General features: G+C 66.6%; 14 protein-coding genes and 1 tRNA gene. 8 read left to right on the forward strand and 7 right to left on the reverse strand.

What is annotated here, in order from left to right; genetic code table 11:
- Positions 1 to 78 precede the first annotated feature (78 nt).
- Positions 79 to 1,899, forward strand: a complete 1,821-nt coding sequence (locus ABRP34_RS12400) for a CAP domain-containing protein (RefSeq protein ID WP_353710418.1) — start codon at positions 79 to 81, stop codon at positions 1,897 to 1,899.
- A gap of 4 nt (positions 1,900 to 1,903) precedes the next feature.
- On the opposite strand, the gene ABRP34_RS12405 is transcribed toward ABRP34_RS12400, so the two are convergent.
- Complete coding sequence (locus ABRP34_RS12405) at positions 1,904 to 2,350, reverse strand: SRPBCC family protein (protein WP_003803283.1); 447 nt, start codon at positions 2,348 to 2,350, stop codon at positions 1,904 to 1,906.
- A gap of 242 nt (positions 2,351 to 2,592) precedes the next feature.
- Here ABRP34_RS12405 and ABRP34_RS12410 point away from each other — a divergent pair.
- Positions 2,593 to 2,666 (forward strand) — tRNA-Gly (locus ABRP34_RS12410).
- Positions 2,667 to 2,696: 30 nt separating this feature from the next.
- Here the strand turns inward: ABRP34_RS12410 and ABRP34_RS12415 are convergent.
- Positions 2,697 to 4,025, reverse strand: coding sequence for an MFS transporter (locus tag ABRP34_RS12415; RefSeq protein ID WP_353710419.1), 1,329 nt, complete (start codon positions 4,023 to 4,025; stop codon positions 2,697 to 2,699).
- Between the two features lie 133 nt (positions 4,026 to 4,158).
- On the opposite strand from ABRP34_RS12415, the gene ABRP34_RS12420 reads away from it, so the two are divergent.
- Both ABRP34_RS12420 and ABRP34_RS12425 read left to right on the forward strand, forming a co-directional pair.
- Positions 4,159 to 5,013 (forward strand): LysR substrate-binding domain-containing protein, encoded by an 855-nt coding sequence (locus tag ABRP34_RS12420; RefSeq protein WP_003803288.1) that lies wholly within the window; start codon positions 4,159 to 4,161, stop codon positions 5,011 to 5,013.
- 136 nt (positions 5,014 to 5,149) lie between these two features.
- Positions 5,150 to 5,404 (forward strand): hypothetical protein, encoded by a 255-nt coding sequence (locus ABRP34_RS12425; RefSeq protein ID WP_353710420.1) that lies wholly within the window; start codon positions 5,150 to 5,152, stop codon positions 5,402 to 5,404.
- Positions 5,405 to 5,486: 82 nt separating this feature from the next.
- Here the strand turns inward: ABRP34_RS12425 and ABRP34_RS12430 are convergent, their stop codons facing one another.
- Positions 5,487 to 9,011, reverse strand: coding sequence for a bifunctional proline dehydrogenase/L-glutamate gamma-semialdehyde dehydrogenase (locus ABRP34_RS12430; protein ID WP_353710421.1), 3,525 nt, complete (start codon positions 9,009 to 9,011; stop codon positions 5,487 to 5,489).
- A 280-nt stretch (positions 9,012 to 9,291) separates the two neighbouring features.
- Positions 9,292 to 10,752 carry an amino acid permease gene (locus ABRP34_RS12435; protein ID WP_003803293.1) on the reverse strand — a complete coding sequence of 487 codons (1,461 nt, stop codon included), beginning with the start codon at positions 10,750 to 10,752 and terminating at the stop codon, positions 9,292 to 9,294.
- A gap of 157 nt (positions 10,753 to 10,909) precedes the next feature.
- On the opposite strand from ABRP34_RS12435, the gene ABRP34_RS12440 reads away from it, so the two are divergent.
- The 4 genes from ABRP34_RS12440 (at position 10,910) to ABRP34_RS12455 (ending at position 14,688) form a co-directional block, all read left to right on the forward strand.
- Positions 10,910 to 11,938 carry a LysR substrate-binding domain-containing protein gene (locus ABRP34_RS12440; protein WP_353710422.1) on the forward strand — a complete coding sequence of 343 codons (1,029 nt, stop codon included), beginning with the start codon at positions 10,910 to 10,912 and terminating at the stop codon, positions 11,936 to 11,938.
- A 58-nt stretch (positions 11,939 to 11,996) separates the two neighbouring features.
- Positions 11,997 to 12,425: an aspartate 1-decarboxylase gene (gene panD / locus ABRP34_RS12445; RefSeq protein ID WP_003803297.1), complete on the forward strand. Its 429-nt coding sequence runs from the start codon at positions 11,997 to 11,999 to the stop codon at positions 12,423 to 12,425.
- 161 nt (positions 12,426 to 12,586) lie between these two features.
- Complete coding sequence (locus ABRP34_RS12450) at positions 12,587 to 13,513, forward strand: AEC family transporter (RefSeq protein WP_353710423.1); 927 nt, start codon at positions 12,587 to 12,589, stop codon at positions 13,511 to 13,513.
- Positions 13,514 to 13,566: 53 nt separating this feature from the next.
- On the forward strand, positions 13,567 to 14,688 hold the full coding sequence (locus tag ABRP34_RS12455) for an FAD-dependent oxidoreductase (protein ID WP_353710424.1): 1,122 nt from the start codon (positions 13,567 to 13,569) through the stop codon (positions 14,686 to 14,688).
- A gap of 21 nt (positions 14,689 to 14,709) precedes the next feature.
- On the opposite strand, the gene ABRP34_RS12460 is transcribed toward ABRP34_RS12455, so the two are convergent.
- From ABRP34_RS12460 to ABRP34_RS12470, 3 genes are all read right to left on the reverse strand, one after another.
- Positions 14,710 to 17,337: a trehalase-like domain-containing protein gene (locus ABRP34_RS12460; RefSeq protein WP_353710425.1), complete on the reverse strand. Its 2,628-nt coding sequence runs from the start codon at positions 17,335 to 17,337 to the stop codon at positions 14,710 to 14,712.
- A 128-nt stretch (positions 17,338 to 17,465) separates the two neighbouring features.
- Positions 17,466 to 18,788, reverse strand: a complete 1,323-nt coding sequence (locus ABRP34_RS12465) for a hypothetical protein (protein ID WP_353710426.1) — start codon at positions 18,786 to 18,788, stop codon at positions 17,466 to 17,468.
- 377 nt (positions 18,789 to 19,165) lie between these two features.
- On the reverse strand, positions 19,166 to 20,155 hold the full coding sequence (locus ABRP34_RS12470; protein WP_353710427.1) for an LLM class flavin-dependent oxidoreductase: 990 nt from the start codon (positions 20,153 to 20,155) through the stop codon (positions 19,166 to 19,168).
- Positions 20,156 to 20,223 lie beyond the last annotated feature (68 nt).

Consider the following 20,223-nt stretch of genomic DNA (forward strand, 5'->3'; position numbering starts at 1 on the left):
TGCCCTGCCGCTAGTGTTGCGTGGACAATCAGGCCGACGGTCTCACGTCACACGGTCAGAAATAGAGCTGGGGATATTTTGAACAGGATTGCGGCCAAGGCCGCTGTTGCACTCGCCTGCGCCCTGGCGCTGGCGACGCCCGCGGCCAGCGGCCTGCCAACCGTGGCACCCGCCGGCAGATCCGCTGCCGCCATGCCGGGCACCACTGCCCCTGCACCGGAAGCCCCGGTGCGAAAAGCGGCTTCCGGTTCCGGTGCAGCAGCTGCCCTTCCGGCCGGAACACCGGCCATGCCCGGCGGCGGCCCGGCCCAAGCGGCGCCCTCACCCGGGCTTCCACTCACCCCTCCGGCTGGCACCCCAACAGCGGCGGGGACAGCGGCGGCCGCCGGGGCAGCGATACAGTCACCAGCGGCACCCGCCGCTCCAATCCACACCACGCAACCCGCTCCCGCCCGGCCTCCGGCCACCCAGACCACCCACCCCGCAGCGCCCGAGGGCCCGCCCGAACCAGCTTCGATCCCGCCGCTCTCGGCCCCTGCCGAGGCGTTCGCCGCACCGCTATACACGGCCCGCACAGAGCCGGGCAGCGCCGCCAAGGGCCTGCTGACAACGCAGGCGCTGGTGCCGGACAGCAATGCCGCCCAGGTGGCCGCCGTCTTCAACGCCATCAACACCTACCGGGCGTCTATGGGCCTGCCAGCCGTGAAGTACCACGCGACGGTTGCCGGCATGGCGCAGGAATGGTCGGACAGCATCGCCTCCCGCGAGGTCATTGAACACCGGGCGAATTTCTGGACAGATGCGCGCGCCATGAGTCCAAACAACGGCGCCGGCGAGGTCATTGCCGTCCGCTGGGACCGCGACGCCGCGCAACTCGTCGAATGGTGGCAGAATTCGCCGGCCCACAACGCCATCCTTACCGACCCCCGGTTCAACGTCGTCGGCATTGGCATCACGTTCACCGACGGGAACTGGCAAACCACCCCGAGCCGCTACACCATGTGGGGCGTGGTGAATTTCTTTGGCTACTCGGCGCTGCCCGCCGGCACCACGGCCGCTCCGGGTGGCAGCACCTCGGTTACCGTGCAGCCGACAGATGTGTGCGAGCCCCTGGTCAAGCACATGCCGCCCACGCTGGACCTGGCCACGGCGGCCATCAAGGGTGCCGGGGACATCGTGTCGGTCGACGCAGCGGGGCAGCTCATCAACCGGCCCGCACTGGGCGCCGGACAGTTCGGCCCGCCCGGAACCATCGGCTCCGGCTTCGCGGCCGCGCGGCAGGTTCTTGTTACCGACTGGGACCGGGACGGTGTTTTCGACGTCCTGGCGCAATGGTCCGATGGCCGCCTGACCCTGTATCCAGGGCAACTGGCGGGCGGGTTCCTGCCGTCGGTCACGCTGGGGCAGTCCGGCTGGGCGGGCATGACGCTGGCTGTCGGCGGATGGTGTTCCACCAATAGGCTTCCCGAGCTGCTGGCCGTCGACTCCGACTCAAACCTCTGGCTCTATCCCAACCGGGGCGCCGTCGACCTCGTCCAGCGGACCCTCATCGCTTCCGGCGTCGCAGCGACGCGGCTCGCCATGGTGGATTACGACGGCGACGGTTTCCAGGACCTGCTGGCCCGCCGGGGCGACGGCAACGTTCTGCTGTACCGGGGTTCCGGAGGGCCGTCGCCCAAAGCCGAAACCCGGACACTCGTCGCCAGCGGGTGGGGTGATGTGACAGCCGTCCGCGCACTGCACGGCGTCACCGGCACCTACTCCGTCGGCCTGGTCCTGCAGCGCACCGGCACCGCCGGGCAGACCAGCCCCGTGCAGTACTGGAGTCTCGACGCCGGAGTCCTGTCACCGCCGTCGTCCGTCCCCGGGACATGGGCGGGCCAGCGGCTGGCCCAGTGAAGTCTCAGTCCGCCGTCGTCCGCTCTTCGATGACGGCGGGCAGCTTGGCAAGCTGTCCCACGGCCGCACGGAGCTGGCGCCGGTATGCCGGACGGAGGAAGCTCCAGAAACCGAGTGTCGGCGCCTCAAGTGCGAACCGCACCCGGGTTCCGGCGCTCTCGGTGCTGAGGTAAAAGCCGCCGCGCAGGAGGGACGGACCGGCCACCACCTGGAACTGTATTTCGGCGCCGGGCCGCGCCTGGGTGATCTCGTAATCGCGCGCCACTGGCCGGTCCCGGGGACCGTCCATGGTGACCTGGTACCTGGCTCCCACGCTGCCGGCGCTACCCGAGCTGAGCCCTATGCTCCGGACGTCGGCCTGCCAAATGGGCAGATTCGCGCCGTCCAGGAGGAATGAGTAGACCGTCATGGCGTCGCGCGCAACGAGGACCTCGTGTTCTGCACCTGCCATGGGGATCCTTTTCCGACGTCGGGCCTTACCCTGCGTAGCCCGTTCCCCTTACTGCAGCTAACGAGATTCAGGATAGTCACCCGCACCGGCCCGCGGCCGCGCACCGCCCGGGCCTTTACCGAACAGTTACGGGAGGGCTTTCGTCCGTGTTGCGACGCGCCCGGACCCGTGATCCAGATGGCCGGAGTCGCCGCACAACTGCGCTAAGCTAGGTTCTGCCCCGGGCAGTTTCCGGTGCGACTGCGGCTGTAGCTCAATGGTAGAGCGCTAGCTTCCCAAGCTTGATACGCGGGTTCGATTCCCGTCAGCCGCTCCAAACCACCTCCTGAACGCGCCGCCTGCGGCGTCATGCCGCCCGGCGCACCACCCGCAGTGGTCCCCGCCGGTTCCGCAGGTCCACCTTCAGCGTCAGCTCACCTTTGCGGGCAAGCACGACGGCGACAGTCGCCGCGGCGAGCGCCGGCACCCCTCCGGCCACCAGCAGTCCGGCATGCGGATCAAAGTGCTCGGCGATGAAACCGATCATCGGTCCGCCGAGGGCCTGGCCGCCGATCAGCACCATGATGTACAGGCTCATCACGCGGCCGCGGATGCTCATGTTGGAGCTGGTCTGCACCAGCTGGTTGGATGCGGTGAGGAACATCAGGCACCAGAACCCGGACAGCACCAGGGCGGCGCCGAAGAGCGGCAGGGTGGGGACGGCGGCGGAGAGGCACAGCATCAGCCCGTACATCCCGGCCGCGAGGACCACCGACCGCAGCCGGAGCTGCCGCCGACGGGTGGAGGCGACCGCCCCGGTCAGCGCCCCGAGGGCCACGAGCGCATTGAGCATCCCGTAACCGCCGGCGCCGATGCTGTACACGCGGTCCGCGAAGGCGGCGAGCAGGACCGGCAGGCTCATGGCGAACACGGAGATGAACCCCACCATGAGCCACGGCCAGTAGATGGTGGGTTTGCTCAGCGCGTACCGCAGTCCTTCCCGCAGCATGCCCTTGGACTTGGGTGCCGGCGCGCTGACGAACAGCTCGTCCCGGCGCAGCAGCAGGAGCATGGCCACGGTGGAGCAGCAGGCCGCGGCGTTGGCGGCGAAGGCCCAGCCCGCACCGACGGCCGTGAGCAGCACCCCGGCGATGGCCGGCCCGATCAGCCCTCCCAGCTGGAACGTCGTCGAGTTCACACTGATGGCGTTGCGCAGGTACCGTGGCCCCACCAGCTCGTGGACGAAGACCTGCCGGGCTGGCTGGTCCAGTACGGTGACCAAACCGAGCACCAGGGCGATGACGTAGACGTGCCAGACCTCGATCCTCCCGGTGAGTGCGAGGGCCGCGAGCGCAGCGGCGAGGATGGCAGCGGCAGACTGGCACATGATGAGAATCCTGCGCTTGGCGAACCGGTCCGCGACCATTCCGCCCCACGGTCCCAGGATCAGGGATGGCAGGAACTGAAGCGCCACCGTGAAGCCGACGGCGGTGACCGATCCGGAGAGCTGGAGCACCAGCCAGTCCTGGGCGATCCGCTGCATCCAGATCGCGATGACGGCAATGAAGTGGCCCGTGGCGAAGAGCCTGAAGTTGGGGACCCGGAGTGAGATGAAGGTGTGCCGCCACGGAAGGCGTTCACTGACGACGGCGACGGGCTGGGTGACGGTGGCCAGCGGCGGCGGTGGGGGTGTCACAGGGGTTTCCTCAGGTGAGCGGGCCGGCGGGGATGTCCTCAACGCTATGGCGCACCCTTCCAATTGTGGAAGACTATTGCTCCTATAACTATCATTGCTGAACGTAATGATGCCCCGCCGTCGAGGAGGACGCATGTTCGAACCGGCCCAGCTCCGGTCGTTCCTCGCCGTCGCCGAAACGCTGAGCTTCACCAAGGCGGCAGAACGCCTGGGCCTGGCCCAGCCGACGGTCAGCCAGCACGTGCGCAAGCTTGAGACTGCCGCCAGGCGGACGCTGATCAGCCGGGACACGCGGGACGTCAGGCTGACGGACAACGGCGATGCCATGGCAGGCTTCGCGCGGAGCATCCTGGCGGCCCACGATGCCGCCGCCCGCTACTTTTCCGGTTCGGCCATGCGCGGCCGCCTGCGCTTCGGCACCGCCGACGACCTCGCCATTACCGGTCTGCCGCGCATCCTGCGTGAGTTCCGGCAGATCTATCCGCAGATCAACCTCGAGCTCACGGTCGGCCAGAGCGACCAGCTGTACAAGCGCCTGAATTCCGGCCAGCTGGACCTCGTCTTCGTGAAGTGGGTTGCCGGCGCCAAGGACGGCACGGTGGTCCAGCACGACACGTTCTCCTGGGTGGGCCTCGAACAGACCGCCCTGGAGCCGGGCCATCCGGTGCCGCTCATCGCCTACCCGGCCCCGAGCCTGAGCCGCAAGCTTGCCATCGACGCCCTCGAGTCCGTGGGCCGGACGTGGCGCATCACGTGCACCACCAAGCAGATCAGCGGCGTGCTGGCGGCCGTCCGCGCCGGCATCGGGGTGGCCGTGATGCCCTCGTCGCTGGTACCGGACGACCTGAAAATCATCACCCGGCGCTTCGAGCTGCCGCCTGTGGGGGATGTCGATTTCACACTGATCCGGAACCCCTTGGCGAACGCCGAAGTCATCGATGCCCTGACCCAGGCCATCATGGGAAGGACCCTGAAGAAGCCTGTTTGAGCCGGAAAATGATTGATAACGGTTCGCAGCTGTCTTATGCTGTGACTGTTGCGGTCATGCAGCGGCCGATAACACACAGGTTTCGATAACGAACATTGCTTGGCAATGACGCCCGCGTGTTCGGGATAGGTACGCCGTGACCACAGCCGCAAACCCCCGCTATACCAACCACTCCATGGCCGTCGACGCCGAATATGTCGGCCAACCAAACTGCGAAAAGTGCGGAACAGACGAGTTCATCTACCTTGAGTCCTTTGTGCCGCCCAAGCACCGCCAGGACGGCACCGTCCGCAAGCTGGGCGAAGTCGCGTACACCTGCACGCGCTGCGAGGACTTTTCCGCACACAGCGTTCCCGCGTCGTGGACTCCACCCGGCTGGTATTTGGGTTAAGCAGCAACAGGCAAACAGATCGGGCGGGCACCTTGTGGGTGCCCGCCCGTTCTATTGCCCTGTTCGCTCGATCAGCAGGCCCCTAGATCAGTGAATCGGAGAGGTGGTTCGGCGTACCGAAACGGTGCGCCGTGATGCTGACGGCCTGTTCGTGCAGGAACGGCAGCATTTCAACACGGCCAGCCTCCGTCACCTCGTGGGCGTAGATGGCCAGGTCCGGGCGGCCGCCGGTCGCGTCGGCCAGCTCAGCGGCGGAGCCGCCGATCAGGCGGATGCGCCCGCCGGACAGCTTGTCCGCCGCGGCGAGTCTGCCTACGGACGCCAGCCACGCGGCGTCGTCCTCCACCGTCACGGGGATGTCCAGTCCGGTGAGCACGGAACGCAGCCGGGCGGGAAGGTCGACGCCGGACGATACGGTGACCGGGGCACCGGCAAGTACGCCGGCGGCAACTGTCCGGACGAGCGCCCGGAGGGGCTCGCCGTCGGAAAGCCGGACGGTGACCGGCAGCGCACGGTAGCGGAAGATGTTCCGCTCGGCGCTCAGGCCCGAGACGTCCTTGGCGGTGCCGAACTCGTCCGCCCAGGCGATGGCGTCGGAGCCAAGCGCCCGCTGCAGGGCCTCGATGTCAGCGGCGCCGAGTTCGCCCTTCACGGCGTCCACGAGGCGCTGCACCCTGCGGTTGGCGATGCCCGCCGCGGCGCCCCGGGTGCTCTCGGTGCTGGTCCAGCCGCCGAGGCCGGCGAGGTAATTGGGGCCGCCGGCCTTGGTTCCGGCACCAACAGCAGACTTCTTCCACCCGCCGAACGGCTGGCGCTGCACGATGGCACCGGTGATGCCGCGGTTGATGTAAAGGTTGCCCGCCTGGATGGTGTCCAGCCAGAGTCCCAGCTCGTCGGTGTTGAGGGAGTGCAGGCCGGCCGTGAGGCCGTACTCGATCTGATTCTGGATGGCGATGGCCTCTTCCAGGGTGTCAGCGGTCATGACGCCGAGGACGGGGCCGAAGAACTCGGTCAGGTGGAAGTAGGAGCCGCGCTTGACGCCGTAGCGCACGCCCGGGCTCCAGAGCCGGCCGGTGTCGTCGAGCCTGCGGGGCTCGACGGCCCAGTTCTCACCCTCGCCGAGGGTGGTCAGCGCGTTGAGCAGCTTGCCCTTGGCCGGCTCGATGATCGGGCCCATCTGGCTGGTGGGGTCCTGCGGGTAGCCCACCTTGAGGGAGGTCACGGCGTCGATCAGCTGGTTGTGGAACCGCTTCGAGGTGGCCACGGAGCCCACCAGGATCACCAGCGAGGCCGCGGAGCACTTCTGTCCGGCGTGGCCGAAGGCTGAGTAGGCCACGTCCTTCGCGGCGAGGTCCAGGTCAGCGCTGGGGGTGACGATGATGGCGTTCTTGCCGCTGGTTTCGGCCAGCAGCGGCAGGTCCTTGCGGAACGAGCGGAAGAGTTCGGCGGTCTCGTAGCCGCCGGTGAGGATGACGCGGTCCACCGCGGGGTGGGAGATCAGCTGCCGGCCGAGTTCGCGTTCACCCAGCTGCACCATGGTGAGCACGTCCCTGGGCACGCCCGCCTCCCACAGCGCCTCGATCATGACGGCGCCGCTGCGGCGGGCCTGCTTGGCGGGCTTGATGACGACGGCGGAGCCGGCGGCGAGTGCCGCGAGCGTGGAACCGGCGGGGATGGCCACCGGGAAGTTCCACGGCGGGGTGACCACGGTGAGCTTCGCCGGAACGAACGTGGCGCCGTCGACGTCGTCGAGCTTGCGGGCGGATTCGGCGTAGTAGTGGGCGAAGTCAACCGCCTCACTGACCTCGGGGTCGCCCTGGTCGATGGTCTTGCCGGTCTCGCTGGCCATGACCTCGAGCAGCTCAGCGCGGCGGGCCTCGAGGACGTCGCCGGCGCGGTGCAGGATCCCGGCGCGCTCGGCGCCGGACATTGCACCCCAGGTCTTGCCCTTTTCCACGGCTGTGGCAATCACGGTGTTGAGCGTGTCCGCGTCCGCGATGGTGGCGGCTTCAACGGAGGCGTTGCCCAGGGTCGACGTCGGCACCCGGTCCAGGATGGCCCGGCCCCAGTCGCGGTTGGCGGGCAGGGACGGGTCCGTGTCCGGGGTGTTCCGGAAACCGGTCCGGGGCATCGGCTCGGCCGGGAGGCTGCGGTTCTGCCGGCGGTTGGGCGCCGGGACCTCGTCGTCGAGCTTCTCCAGGGAGGACAGGAAGCGCTGCTTTTCGCGCTCGAAGAGTGCTTCGTTTTCACTGAGCTCGAAGACGGCGGACATGAAGTTTTCCTGGCTGGCGCCTTCTTCGAGGCGGCGGATCAGGTAGGCGATGGCGACGTCGAATTCGGCCGGGTGGACCACCGGCGTGTAGAGCAACAGGGAGCCGACGTCCTTCTTGACTGCCTCGGCCTGTCCCTGCGCCATCCCCAGCAGCATCTCGAATTCGATGCCCGACTCGACGCCGCGCTGCTTGGCCAGCAGCCAGGCGAAGGCGATGTCGAACAGGTTGTGGCCGGCAACGCCGATGCGGATGTTGCTGATCCGGTCCGGGTGCAGCGCGTAGTTGATGACGCGCTTGTAGTTGGTGTCCGAGTCCTGCTTGGTGCCCCAGGTGGCCAGCGGCCAGTCGTGCAGCGAGGATTCCACCTGCTCCATGGGAAGGTTGGCGCCCTTGACCACGCGGACCTTGATGGCCGCGCCGCCATCGGCACGGCGGGCGGCGGCCCAGTCCTGCAGGCGGATCATGGCGGACAGTGCGTCCGGAAGGTAGGCCTGGAGCACGATGCCTGCTTCCAGGTTCTTGAACTCAGGCTTGTCCAGGATCCGGGTGAAGACCGCGATGGTCATGTCCAGGTCCTTGTACTCCTCCATGTCCAGGTTGATGAACTTGGCTTTCGGGAAGGAGGCTGCACGGGCGAACAGCGGCGTGAGCTTCTCGACGACGTGCTCCACGGCCTCGTCGAAGGCCCAGGCGGAGTGCGGGGCTACGGTGGAGGACACCTTGATGGAGACGTAGTCCACATCCGGGCGGGCCAGCAGCGTGTGGGTTCCCTCGAGCCGGCGGGAGGCCTCGTGCTCGCCCAGCACAGCCTCGCCGAGCAGGTTCACGTTGAGCTTGATGCCGTCCTTGCGGATCTTGGCGATGGCGGGGCCCAGCTTGGAGTCGGTGGCGTCAACGATGAGGTGGCCCACCATTTCGCGCAGGACCTTGCGGGCCACCGGAATGACAACCTGCGGCAGGACCGGGGCCATGAGGCCGCCCGCCTGGACCGCGCTGCGCATGTACCAGGGCAGGAAGGCGGGAACCTTCGGGGCGAGGGCGGCGAGGTTGCGGGCGGCAACGTGCAGGTCCTCGGGACGGACTACGCCGTCCACGAAGCCCACGGTGAAGTCCAGCCCGTTCGGGTCCTTGAGGACGCCGGCGAGCTGCTCGGCGGATGCGTCCACCGGAACCTTGCTGGCTTCGGTCAGCCAGCGGCGGACGAGGGCGATGGCGTCGGTGGCCAGAGCCGTCGCTTCGGCGACGGCGGACCCTGCCGAGGGGGTGGCGACGGCGCCGGTAACAGCGGCGTCCTTGCCTGCCTGCACGCGGTGATCCGTTGCGGTGTTGGTCATGGCTTTCCTCGTTCTTTCAGTGCGATTGGATCGTCTTATCCATCAGTATGAGCTTCACTTCCCTTAAGATAAAGCGATCTTTACTGAGCGATACACGTTAGAAAAACCGATCGGTTTGTTTTTGCGTTGGCGGCCCCAATTTGCCGCCCTCCCGGCTCAGCTTTCGCCGCTAAACGACAAACCCTCCCGCAGCTTTCGCCGCTAAACGACAAACCCTCCCGCACCTGAGAGCGGTGCGGGAGGGTTTGTCGGTTTGGCGCCGGATGACCGATAAAGAGAACTACACGGGCGTGTGCATCTCCACGGCCTCGTCGTGCCGCGGGCTGTTCGGGTTCATCAGGGAGTGCCGCTTGCCGTAGCCGAAGTAAATCACCAGGCCAATGACGAGCCAGATGCCGAAACGCAGCCAGGTTTCCCAGTGCAGTTGGAACATCAGGAAGGCGGAGGCCAGCACACCGAATGCGGGAACCACAGGCATCAGCGGCAGGCGGAAGGTCCGCGGGGCCTCCGGCTTGGTGTAGCGGAAGATGATCACGGAAACGCACACCACCACGAATGCGGCGAGGATGCCGATATTCGTGAGATCGGCGACGGCCTTGATCGGGAACACGCCGGCCAAAAGGGCCGACGCAATGCCGCCGATCCAGGTCACGCGCTGCGGGGTTCCGTGCCGGTCCGTCTTCGAGAACCAGCCGGGGAGGAGTCCGTCGCGGCTCATGGAGAACCACACGCGGGTGACGCCGAGGAGGAAGGTGAGCATCACGGTCAGGATGGACAGCACGGCGAAGACCGAGATGATGGTGGCGATGACGGGAAGGCCGACGCCCTGGAATGCCGAAGCAAATCCGGCGGCGGGATCGATGTCCTTGTAGTTCTGCATGCCGGTGAGCACGAGGGTGGCGGCAACGTAAAGCAGCATGGCGATGATGAGGGACAGGACGATGGCCTTGGGCATGTGCTTCTTGCCGTCGGTTGCCTCTTCGGCGGCGGTACTCATGGCGTCGTAGCCGAACACGGCGAAGAACACGGTGGCCGAGCCGGCCAGGACGGGACCAAAGCCGCTGGGCATGAAGGGGTTGAAGTTCTGGGTGTTGATGTAGAAGACGCCCAGCCCAATGATGAACAGGATCAAAACAACCTTGATGGCAACGGCAATCAGTTCAAACCGGCCGAAAGTCTTGGTACCGCGCGAGAGGATCCAGGTCACCAGCAGACAGACCAGGATGGCGGGGATGTTGATGATACCGCCCTTGCCTTCGTCCGCGGTGGATGTCATCCATACGGGCATGTGGATCCCGATGCCGGACAGGAACGCGTCGAAGTAGCCGGAGATGCCGATGGCCACCACAGCCACGATGGCGATGTACTCCAACAGCAGGTCCCAGCCGATGAACCAGCCGACGATTTCGCCCAGGGCCACATAGCCGTAGGTGTATGCAGAGCCGGCGCGCGGGATCATGCCGGCGAATTCTGCGTAGGACAGTGCCGCTGCGGCCGAAGCCAGCCCGGCGATCAGGAAGGAAATCAGCACCGCAGGCCCGACGCCGGGCGTGTCTGCACTGCCGTGCGCCACGAGTCCGGCCAGCGAAAAGATGCCGACGCCGATGATGCCGCCGACTCCGATGGCGGTCAGCTGCCACAGTCCGAGGGACTTGAATAGGCCGCTGTGCTTGTTCTCTACTTCGATGTCGTCAATGGGCTTGCGCCTCAAAATTGACTGCGAGTGATCTGGTGTACTCATCGGGACTCCTGCGTAGGTGCGGCCCCATCATTTCGCCCTGTGATGGGGGTAACTCAATCTGTTTAGTATGCAAGCAGTGTTGCATTAGATAAAGTGCATACTTCTAACCAGTATTCATTAGTCCAGCTATTCATTTGTGCAACCCAAGGAACAGCCCATGCTTGATGTTCGACGGTTGAGGCTGCTCCGCGAGCTGAAGATCCGGGGCACGCTCGCCGAGGTGGCCGCAGCTCTGCAGTACAGTCCTTCCTCAGTCTCCCAACAACTGGCCCTGCTTGAGAAGGAAGTTGGGGTGGAACTGCTCAGGAAAACTGGGCGCCGCGTGCAACTCACACCGCAGGCCGAGGTTCTGGTGGCGCACACCGCCCACCTGCTGGAAACGCTGGAACAGGCGGAGGCAGACCTGGCCGCATCGCTGACCACAGTCTCGGGCACCGTGCGGATCGCCGTCTTCCAGTCCGCCGCACTGGCACTCATGCCGGACGCGCTGACCCGCCTCGCCGCGACCTACCCCGAGGTCCGGATCGAGATGACACAGCGCGAACCGGAGACGGCGCTGCATGAGACGTGGGCCCGGGACTTCGACCTGGTCATCGCCGAGCAGTATCCCGGCCATGCGGCGCCCCGCTACCCGGAGCTCGACCGTGTGCGCCTGACGAGTGACGCCATCCGCCTCGCAGTGCCGCCGCCCGCCGAGGGCAGGGCGGAAGTCGGCTCACTCGCAGACACGGCAGAGATGCCCTGGGTGATGGAACCTCGCGGCGCAGCGTCACGCCACTGGGCCGAGCAGGCCTGCCGAAGTGCAGGCTTCGAGCCCGACGTCCGCTTTGAAACAGCAGACCTCCAGGCCCAGATCCGCCTGATCGAGTCCGGAAACGCCGTCGCCCTGATGCCGGACCTGGTGTGGACCGGCCGGGGCACCACGGCCCAGCTGCTGGATCTTCCCGGCAAGCCGAGGCGGACGGTCTTCACGTCCGTGCGGCGCTCCGGGGCGCAGCGCCCCGCCATCCTCGCGGCCCGCGAAATCCTTGCCTCCACCGCCGCCTCCATCGCGGCTGCCCAGGAAATCGACACCGGCGCGGACGCCTCCGGCGCCCCCACGGCAACGCCGACCACGCCGACTACGCCGGCAACGGCAACAGCCGCCGCGGCAGCAGAAGCAGCAGGAGGCGGAGAATCGGTGTAGCGGGGGTGTTCCCTGGCTCACAGCCAAGCGTTGACCCCGGCGTTAGACTGTTCACGTTATGAATCGCACAATGTTTAAGTCCAAGATCCACCGCGCCACCGTCACGCACGCGGACCTGCACTACGTGGGGTCGGTCACCGTAGACCTGGACCTGCTGGATGCTGCCGACATCATGCCCGGCGAGCTCGTGGCCATTGTGGACGTCACCAACGGCGCCCGCCTCGAGACCTACACCATCGCCGGCGAGCGCGGTTCCGGTGTCATCGGGATCAACGGCGCGGCCGCGCACCTGATGCACGAAAACGACATCGTCATTCTGATCACCTATGCCCAAATGACCACGGATGAGGCCAAGGCCTACACCCCCAGGGTGGTCCACGTGGACAAGGACAACAGGATCGTCCAGATCGGCAACGACCCCGCGGAGGGCCACACCACAGGTCTCATGCGCCCGCCGTTCGCGTTGAACAACGCCACGTGCAGTTGACGGCGCCCCTCGGCTGATCCGGGACAACGGGCTGATCCGGGACACTGGGCCGCCAGAATGGCGAGATCCCTGCCACAAGGTGAACCGCCGCTGAATAAATCTGATTAGGCTGGGATGGTGGACGCCCCCGCCTGTAGACCCGAGCCTTCAGAGACACCCGGATGCTAGGCGTCCTCGCAGGCTTTTTTGTGGTCTGGTCCATCATCCTGGTGGGCATGTTCGTGGGCCGGCGCAAGATCCTGGGCGAGAATGCCCGCCAGGTCCTGAGCGGGCTGACCTTCTTCGTGGCCAGTCCCGCGCTGCTCTTCGAGACGCTGAGCAGGGCGAGCCTGCGCGACGTATTCGCGGCACCACTGCTCGTGGCAGCAGTAGGCGCCGCCTCCACCGCCGCACTGTTCTTTGTCATCGTCAGGTTCCTGCTCAAGCGCACCATTCCGGAATCACTGATGTCGTCCATGAGCGCATCACTGGCCAACTCCGCCAACCTGGGCATCCCGATCGCCGTGTACGTCCTCGGCGACGCCAGCCATGTCGCTCCCCTGCTGATCTTCCAGCTGGCATTTTTCACGCCGATGTTCCTCATGGCCCTCGATGCCACCACCAGCTCGCACCGGACCACCCCGCTCCGGTTCGTGATGCTGATCCTGAAGAATCCGATGATCGTCGGTTCGGCCCTTGGGCTGCTGGTCGCCGCAACGGGCTGGCAGGTTCCGCCGCTGGTCCTGGAGCCCATCCACCTGATCGGCGGCGCCGCGATTCCGGCCATGCTGATGGCCTTCGGCATGAGCCTGAACGGGTCAAAGCCGCTGCAGGCGGCCGCCGGCCGGAGAACCGATGCCCTGTTGGCCAGCGGCTTCAAGCTCTTCGTCCACCCGGCGATCGCGTATCTCTTTGCACGCTTCGCCCTCGGGCTGGACGGCCCGGCCCTGTTCGCCGTGGTGGTCACGTCCGCCCTGCCCACCGCGCAGAATGTGTTCGTCGCCGCCAGCCGGTACAAGGCCGGGCTCACGGTCGCGAAGGACACAGTCCTGATCACCACAATCGTGGCCGTGCCTGCGATGATCGGTGTGGCCCTGCTTCTGGCATAACTGCCGCACCATCCCTAACCGCTCCGCGGCTGCCGCCCGAATTGGAGGAAATCTTGAACACTACCCTGGACACCGTGATCATCGGAGGCGGAGCCATGGGCTCCGCTGCCGCCTGGGCGCTTGCCGGCCGGGGGCGCGACGTGACCCTGCTCGAGCAGTTCACTCCGGGCCACCATAAGGGTGCCTCGCACGGCGCAACCCGGAACCTGAGCCTCTCCTACGCCGAGCCAGAGTACGTCGCCATGCTGGCCGAAACGCTGAAGCTCTGGGCCGAGCTCGAAGACGAGAGCGGCGAACGGCTGCTGGCGCGCACCGGCCTCGTCAACCACGGGCCCGACCCCCGCCTCGGCGACATTCACGCAGCGCTGAACAGCGCCGGCCTGCGGGCGGACTTCGTGCCGCTCGCCGAAGCCGGTGAGCGCTGGCGCGGCATCCGCTTCGACCAGCAGGTTCTCCACATGCCCGACGGCGGCCAGCTCAACCCCGAGGCCGCGCTCCCGGCGTTCCAGCGGCTCGCGGCGGGGAACGGTGCGGCTATTCGGCATGGCGTGAGGGTTGTGGGGCTGGAAATACTCGACGACGGCGTCCGGCTCACCGTGGACGACGGCGGCAGGACGGAGGTGCTCACCGCCCGGCAGGCGGTGGTCACCGCGGGCGGCTGGACGTCAAAGCTGCTCGCAGGGTCGGTCTCCACCCCGCGCCTGACGGTCACGCAGGAGCAGCCTGCCCACTTCGGCATCACCGATGACGGCGCCACGTGGCCCGGATTCAACCACTTCCCCGGTGAGGGCTCGGACTACGCCGGCTTCTACTCCCCCGTGTATGGCATGCTGACCCCCGGCGAGGGCGTCAAGGCGGGCTGGCACGGCGTGGGGCCCGTGGTGGACCCGGACCGGAGGTCCTACCTGCCAGAACCGCGCCAGCGTGCGGCCCTGCAGCAGTACGCGCGGGACTGGCTGCCCGGCGTGGACGCCGACGCCATGACCGACATCAGCTGCACCTACACGACCGCCCCGGACCACAACTTTGTCCTGGACCGGATCGGCCCCGTGGTCATCGGGGCAGGCTTCGCCGGGCACGGCTTCAAGTTCACGCCTGTGGTGGGCCGGATCCTCGCGGACCTTGCCACCGGAGAGGGCCCGGCGCCGGCGATCTTCGCAGCCTCCCGGGCCTAGAGCGGCTTCGCTGCCTCCACGTCAGTTCCGCTGGTGCTGGTCCAGGAGCCGGGCGCAGCGGATGAACCCAAGGTGTGAGTACGCCTGCGGGTGGTTCCCCAGGTGCGTCTCGGTGCCCGGGTCGTACTCCTCCGGCAGCAGCCCCGTGGGTCCGAACAGATTGACCAGCTGGTCGAACAGGTCCCAGGCCTCGGCGATCCGGCCTACGGCCACATACGCCTCGATCAGCCAGGTGGTGCAGATGTGGAAGCCGCCCTCGAGGCCCGGCAGGCCGTCGTCGTACTTGTACCGGAAGACCGTGGGTCCCACGCGGAGTTCCCGCTCCACGGCAGTGACGGTGTCCAGGAACCGCTGGTCGTTGGCGTCGAGCAGGCCGGACAGTCCGATGTGCAGGACCGCGGCGTCAAGGTCGGGGCTGTCGTAGGCGACTGTGTAGGACGCGGCGGTGTGGTCCCATCCCTCGCGGAGCACCTCGTCCCGGATGGTCGCGGCCGTGTCCGCCCAGGCAGGCTCGGGGCTGCGGCCGTGGCGTGCGGCGGTGCGCAGGGTCCGGTCCAGCGTGACCCAGCACATCACCTTGGTGTAGACGTGGTGCCTCGGTGCGCGGCGCGCCTCCCAGATGCCGTGGTCCGCCTCATGCCACCGCGTCAGCACGGCACTGGCCATCTGGACCAGCAACTCCCAGTGCTCGTCCGCCAGCGAACCCCGGGACTCACTTAGCCCGTGGATCAGCTCGGCAATCGGGCCAAAGACATCCAGCTGGACCTGGTGGTCCGCGGCGTTGCCGATCCGCACGGGACGCGAGCCGGCATATCCGGGCAGGCTCTCGATGATGGCCTCCGTGGACAGCGGTGCGCCGGTGACGGAATACAGCGGATGCAGCCATTCCGGCCCCGGGGCATTGGCCAGGATGCCGGTCAGCCACCTGAGGAAACCGTCCGCCTCCACCGTCGACCCCAGATCCACCAGGGCGCTGACGGTCATGGAGCCGTCGCGCAGCCAGCAGTAGCGGTAATCCCAGTTGCGGGTCCCCCCAATGCCCTCCGGCAGGGATGTGGTGGGGGCCGCGAGCACCGCGCCGGTGGGCTCGTGGACCAGCGCGCGCAGCACCAGCGCCGAGCGCCGCACCAGGGACGGTTTGACGGACGGCAGCGTCAGGCCCTGGACCCAGCGGCGGGAATGATGGGCGACGGCGGCCCTGCGGTCCGCTTCGTCCGCACCGGCCGGGCGCTGCGGCTCCGTGTCACCGCACCGGAGGTTGAGGACAACCGGTCCGTGCTGCAGGTTAACCTCGGCGGTGGCCGTGGCGTGCCGCCCGTCCGAGGTGATGGTGAAACTGACATCCGGTGCCAGCAGGATGATGGGGTCGGACGTACCGACCACGTGAAGCTCGCCGCCGCGTGCCTCCATGCTGAAGGGGGCATTGGCATAATCCGGCCGGGGTGCGAAGACGATCCGGGCCGCACCGGTGCCAGACAGCACCCGGACCAGGCTGGTGATCCCTTCCGGGGCGGGCTCAAGGTAGTCGGTCACGGAGACGTCCGCCCACCGTGTTTCCACGATCATCGTGCTGTCGACGTACCGCTGGCCCAAAACCCGTGACGCCTTGACCGGTTCCACGGAGAAGTGCCCGGCGGCGTCGCCGCCCAGGATGTGGGCAAAGAGGGAGCCCGAGTCCGGCAGCGGGTGGCTCATCCAGCAGATCTTAGCCTCGGGCGTCACGAGCGCCGTGGAGGAACCGTTCCCGATCATCGAGTGCCGCTCCAGGCCGACGGCGTCCTCACCGAAAAGCCAGGCGCGGCGCAGCTCAAAGAGGATTCCGAGCACCCGGGCGAACGATTCGGGATCCTTCAGCCGGTGTTTGACCTGCGACGGCAGGTCCCCCACCCACAGCCCCATGTCCGGGCCGCGCAGCGTGGCCATGGCCAGTTCGTCGCTGACGGCGTCCCCCGCGTACAGCGCGGCGCTCACCCCCAGGCGTGCCCGCAGATGGTCCAGCGCATCGGCCTTGGAGGGCTGCACCACGGACAGGTCCAGGACGGAACCGTCCACGATGAAGAACAGCCCGAGGGCCCGGGCAACCTCCTCGGCCTTCCTGGCACATTCGGCCGCGACGTCCGGGGCGGCGGACCTGGTATGGACAGAGACCGCGACAGGCTTCCGTTCGATGGTGATTCCCTTGTAGGCGCCCACGGCTTCGAGCAGCGACTGGTTGGCCTGCTGCAGCACTGACTCGGTGGACAGGGACAGTCCGTGCGCGAATCCCATGTCGAACTCCGCCCCGTGCGAACCCACCAGGTGGACCTCGGCAGGAAGCCTGGAGACCGCGGCCAGGTCACGCAGCGACCGCCCGGAGATGACGGCGGCGTGCGTGTTGGGCAGGGCGGCCAGGGCCCTGAGGGCGATGGCCGCGCCACCAAGCGGCAACGTTTCCGTGGAGATGCCTTCGGCGGCACACAGGGTCCCGCCGTAATTGCAGGCGACGAGCAGCCCCGGCGTCCGGGCCAGAATCTTCAGTTCGCCGAGCAACTGGGGTGTGAGCCCGTCGTCGGCCGCCTCCGCTTGGACGAAGGCCCGAAGCAGGCCCAGCGGCAGGGATTTTGTCAGCAGTGCGGAATCGGCCACCGTCTGGTTGAGCGGAGTTGGCATGCGCGGCAATCCTTCGGATTATCCCCAATCGGTATTGGACACCTCAAGTGTCCGCCGCGGCCGTTTCCCCTGAATATCCCCGTTATTGCGGTCGTGTAACTTTGTGGGCTCTCTTCCTGCCAGCCGGGTCAGCAGTTGGGCGAATCATATTCGTAGGCTCCGGCGTCAGCAGCGGCCGTTCCGCTGCAGTCCCCGTTCTGAACGGAGGGGGCTTGCATGAGGTCCACCGTGTAGGGCGTGGTGCCGGCCCTGTCGATGGCGGGACTGGTGCTGGTCAGGCGGAGGTCCGCGGGTGCACTGACAAAACCTGCAGGCGCCATGCTGGTGGTGCTGTTCGGCATGATGTTCGTGGGGCCGTTGAGGACGTTCTGCTTCTCGGTCCAGCCCGAACCGTTGATCCACAGGGAGTTCTTGACGCCCACCAGGATGTTGGCCCGGACCACCGTTGAGGACGGGCATGTCGCGTGGCACACGATCGCCTGCGACTGGGTGCCGGTCAGGTAGACCGTGTTGAACTCAAAAACAGTGCCGTTGGTGGGGCCGAACGATGTCCCGTTTCCACGGGCAATGAGGCCCTTGGCCTCGGAGCAGTTGGCGCCGCAGGTCGAGCGGATGAGGTTGTAGCGGAACGTGTTGCCGTCCGCCGTTCCGGAGGACTTTCCAAGTTCGGAGAAGTTGTTGTTGTCCAGCGACACGTTGTGGTGGATGTTGTTGCGGTTGCCGTTGTAAATTTCGAACGCACCGCCGTCCTGGTTGTAGTCATAGGACTTGCCGGTGGACCCGCTGACGGTGTTGCCGGAGAATTCATTGTCACTGCCGTTTATCAGGACGCCAAAAGCTCCCGAGTCGTCGCTGCAGTTCACGGCAACAGACGTGCCGCAATTGGTGCCCGGCGTATTCACATTCATCACGTTGTTGTTGGTGAGCGAATTTCCCGTGTAGTTGCCGTAGTCGGACCCGCTGCCGACTTTTAGCCCGACGGCATTGTTGGACGCGCTGGTGTTCCTCACGGTATTGCGGTCGCCGGTGATGCTGATTCCGGCGTAGCCGCAGGCCACGGCGCGGAGACCCTCAACGGTGGTGTAGCTGCCGTTGATCCGGATGCAGTTTCCTGATTTTCCGCCGGTGACTATGGGGGCGTTGCCCGTGCCGTAACTGTTGAGCGTGATGGGAGCGGTGGAGGTTCCGCTTTGTGCGGTGACGACGCCACCAGTGAAGGTGTCGCCCCGGCGGAACCTGACGGTGTCGCCTGGCTTGAGGACCGCCTGGTTGACCTTGGAGAGGGTCTTCCACGCCGATGTGCTGGCCGTGCCGGAGTTGCTGTCGCTGCCGGCTGCGCTGACATAGTACGTGGTGCCTGCGGCGGACGCCGGAGCAGCAGCTCCGGCAATCAATCCGCCGACCATGAGGAAAGTGGCGAGAACTGCGGCGGCCGGAGATTTGATCTTCATGTTTTTTACCTGCATCTGATCAATGGCGGGACGTGCTTTATGGCAGAGCAATGCCTTATTCGTAAAGCACCCCGTGCACGGTCGATCCAGATCAGGCACGCCGAATTACCCCACCCTTGGCATTCGGGAGCGGGACAACGGCGTGTAGTGATTTGAGACCGCTACATTCAACCCAGCCGGCAATGAGTGTTCAGATTGAGACCTTGCGCACTTAAAGCTAGGTTCCGCCCCGCCCGAAGTCAAAAGATATCAGTTGAATAGTGAGGCACTGAATGCCCCATTATGCGGCGGTCATTTCCCGCTCCACGCGTTGACCTGCAGGTTTAGTCAACACGCATCTGCCAGAGCGGGACCAATATTTCTTTTTCCTGAGGGAGTTAGACGCTGACCAGTCCGGCTGCCTCTGCCAGGAGCTCAACCGAGCGCAGCCGTTCTTCGGTTCCGGTGCTCTGGTGCGCCACGATGAGCTCGTCGGCGTCGGCGTGCCGGGCAAAGCCGTCCAGATAGTCCAGCACGACGTCCGGGGTGCCCACGGCGGAGTACTTCATCATCTGCGAGACGTGCTGTCCCTGCGGCGAGTCCAGGATCATGTCCGCCTCGTCGTCGGTGAATTGCCGCCCGCCGCCGAAGAACAGTGAGACGCGGGCACGCATCGTGGCGCGCAGGATCTCCTGGGCGTCTGAGGCAGCATCGGCGGCCACCACGTTGACGCCTGCGATGACGTGCGGCGCGGCCAGCTGCTCTGACGGTTTGAACTCCCGGCGGTACACGGCGACGGCGTCCTGCAGCGCGTTCGGGGCGAAGTGGGAGGCGAAGGCGTAAGGCAGCCCCAGCTGCGCAGCCAGCCGCGCCCCGAAAAGGGAGGAGCCCAGAATGTAGAGGGGAACGTTGGTTCCCCTTCCCGGCGTCGCCTCCACGCCCTGCACGCGGGTGGGCCCGGTGAGGTAGCCCTGCAGCTCCAGGACGTCCTGCGGGAACGTGTCGGCCGAATGCGGATCACGGCGCAGCGCCCGCATGGTGTTCTGGTCGCTGCCCGGCGCACGTCCGAGGCCCAGGTCAATCCGGCCCGGATGCAGGGTCTCCAGGGTGCCGAACTGCTCGGCGATGGTGAGCGGGGAATGGTTGGGCAGCATCACTCCGCCGGCGCCCAGACGGATGGTGTCGGTGTGGGCGGCGACATGGGCGATCAGCACGGACGTGGCAGACGACGCGATGGAAGACATGTTGTGGTGCTCGGCGTACCAGACCCGCCGGTATCCGAGCTTCTCCGCCAGCTGCGCCATGGCGACGCTCCCGGCAAAGCTCTCCGCCGCCGTCTGGCCCTTGCCGATGGTTGCCAGGTCGAGGATGGAGAGGGGAACAGTCACGGCAGGATGGCCTTTCGTAGGGGTTGCGCAGCCGCCGGCCCCGCGGGGTCCGGCACGTTGGGAACAAC

This window comes from Arthrobacter sp. K5, from assembly GCF_040448525.1.
Lineage (GTDB): Bacteria > Actinomycetota > Actinomycetes > Actinomycetales > Micrococcaceae > Arthrobacter > Arthrobacter globiformis.

Coding starts and splice junctions, on each gene's coding strand:
- panD (WP_003803297.1), top strand. CDS start 11,997: ATGAATCGCACAATGTTTAAGTCCAAGATCCACCGCGCCACCGTCACG.
- ABRP34_RS12460 (WP_353710425.1), bottom strand. CDS start 17,337: ATGCCAACTCCGCTCAACCAGACGGTGGCCGATTCCGCACTGCTGACA.
- ABRP34_RS12435 (WP_003803293.1), bottom strand. CDS start 10,752: ATGAGTACACCAGATCACTCGCAGTCAATTTTGAGGCGCAAGCCCATT.
- ABRP34_RS12420 (WP_003803288.1), top strand. CDS start 4,159: ATGTTCGAACCGGCCCAGCTCCGGTCGTTCCTCGCCGTCGCCGAAACG.
- ABRP34_RS12405 (WP_003803283.1), bottom strand. CDS start 2,350: ATGGCAGGTGCAGAACACGAGGTCCTCGTTGCGCGCGACGCCATGACG.
- ABRP34_RS12430 (WP_353710421.1), bottom strand. CDS start 9,011: ATGACCAACACCGCAACGGATCACCGCGTGCAGGCAGGCAAGGACGCC.
- ABRP34_RS12450 (WP_353710423.1), top strand. CDS start 12,587: ATGCTAGGCGTCCTCGCAGGCTTTTTTGTGGTCTGGTCCATCATCCTG.
- ABRP34_RS12440 (WP_353710422.1), top strand. CDS start 10,910: ATGCTTGATGTTCGACGGTTGAGGCTGCTCCGCGAGCTGAAGATCCGG.
- ABRP34_RS12465 (WP_353710426.1), bottom strand. CDS start 18,788: ATGAAGATCAAATCTCCGGCCGCCGCAGTTCTCGCCACTTTCCTCATG.